General features: G+C 59.2%; 2 protein-coding genes. Both read left to right on the plus strand.

All coding sequences use genetic code 11. The features are described from left to right. Nucleotides 1–31 precede the first annotated feature (31 nt). Complete coding sequence (gene dksA, locus D8V06_RS21510) at nucleotides 32–475, plus strand: RNA polymerase-binding protein DksA (protein ID WP_056855619.1); 444 nt, start codon at nucleotides 32–34, stop codon at nucleotides 473–475. A 203-nt stretch (nucleotides 476–678) separates the two neighbouring features. Next, nucleotides 679–1,575 carry a tRNA glutamyl-Q(34) synthetase GluQRS gene (gluQRS, locus tag D8V06_RS21515; RefSeq protein ID WP_130931742.1) on the plus strand — a complete coding sequence of 299 codons (897 nt, stop codon included), beginning with the start codon at nucleotides 679–681 and terminating at the stop codon, nucleotides 1,573–1,575. Nucleotides 1,576–1,688: the final 113 nt, after the last annotated feature.

A 1,688-nucleotide genomic window follows, 5' to 3' on the forward strand; every position in this document is an offset into this window, starting at 1 on the left:
ATGGATTACAAGAGTAGAGGCGGTCTATTTCATGTCCACCCAAGCAAAGCAACAGGCAGTCCCGTCGATCAGCGGCTTCGAACCCTATAAAGAAGTTCCGGGCGAGGAGTACATGGGCAAGCCCATGCGCGCTCATTTCACCAAGGTCCTGAACAAGTGGAAACAGGACTTGATGCAGGAAGTCGACCGTACGGTTGATCACATGAAGGACGAAGCAGCCAACTTCCCGGACCCGGCAGACCGTGCCAGCCAGGAAGAAGAGTTCGCCCTCGAACTGCGGGCCCGCGATCGTGAGCGCAAGTTGATCAAAAAGATCGACAAGACGCTGCAACTGATCGAAGACGAAGAGTATGGCTGGTGCGAGTCGTGCGGCGTTGAAATCGGCGTCAAGCGCCTGGAAGCCCGCCCTACGGCCGACATGTGCGTTGACTGCAAGACCCTCGCGGAAATCAAGGAAAAGCAAGTCGGCAAATAATGGCGACTTGAATGAAAAACGGAGCGTGCGAACGCTCCGTTTTTGTTTCCGATATTTGCCGATACCTGTTACGCCTTCGGAATCGCCTTCGCGAGCAAGCTTCGCTCCTACAGAGACTGGCGATATCTCCTGTAGGAGCGAAGCTTGCTCGCGAAGGCCGCTCGAGCCATGCTCAAAACGATTGGACAGCCCGACATCGCTTTATGACCACCATCACCTCCCCCACCTACATCGGGCGCTTCGCCCCCACGCCAAGCGGCCATTTGCATTTTGGTTCGCTGGTCGCGGCACTGGCTTCTTACCTGGATGCGCGTGCGGTGGGTGGCCTTTGGCTGATGCGCATGGAAGACCTGGACCCGCCCCGAGAAGAGCCCGGTGCCCAGGCCGCCATACTCAGGGCGCTGGAAAGTTACGGTTTCGAGTGGGATGGCGAACTGGTTCGCCAGAGCGAGCGTCACGACGCCTACGCTGAAGTGCTCAATCGCCTGCTCAACCACGGCCTGGCCTACGCCTGTACGTGCTCGCGCAAACAATTGGAGCCGTATCACGGCATTTACCCGGGTTTGTGCCGCAACGCCGGGCATGGCACTGAAGACGCCGCAATCCGAATACGCGTTCCTGAACTGGATTACCACTTCATCGACCGCGTGCAAGGCGAGTTTCACCAACACCTGGGGCGGGACGTCGGTGACTTCGTCATTCGCCGCCGCGACGGACTCTACGCTTATCAATTGGCGGTGGTGCTGGACGATGCCTGGCAAGGCATTACCGACATCGTGCGTGGCGCCGACCTGCTCGACTCCACGCCGCGCCAGCTTTACTTGCAGGAACTGCTTGGCTTGCGCCAACCGCGGTACTTGCACATCCCGCTGATTACCCAGCCCGACGGCAACAAACTGGGCAAGTCCTACCGTTCGCCACCGCTGACGGAAGACCAGGCCACACCTTTGTTGCTGCGAGCCTTGCGCGCACTGGGGCAAAACCCCGGCGCCGAACTGGTTCATGGCACACCACGGGAAGTGCTCGACTGGGGCATCGCCCACTGGGACGCCTCGCTGATCCCGCGCACACTGAGCCTTCCCGAGGCACAACTACAGTGATCATGCTTGCAGTGGCACGCCCATCCGTTACCATCGCCGCACGTTTTCGGGCACGCGGATAAAAAAGAGAGGCCGGGATGTACATCTATCGCTTGGTCCTGCTCCTGGTAGTG

The organism is Pseudomonas sp. Sample_24, from assembly GCF_004307605.1.
Lineage (GTDB): Bacteria > Pseudomonadota > Gammaproteobacteria > Pseudomonadales > Pseudomonadaceae > Aquipseudomonas.

Bases quoted from the DNA above. Each gene is read 5' to 3' on its own strand.
- gluQRS (WP_130931742.1), top strand. From the start codon at position 679: ATGACCACCATCACCTCCCCCACCTACATCGGGCGCTTCGCCCCCACG.
- dksA (WP_056855619.1), top strand. From the start codon at position 32: ATGTCCACCCAAGCAAAGCAACAGGCAGTCCCGTCGATCAGCGGCTTC.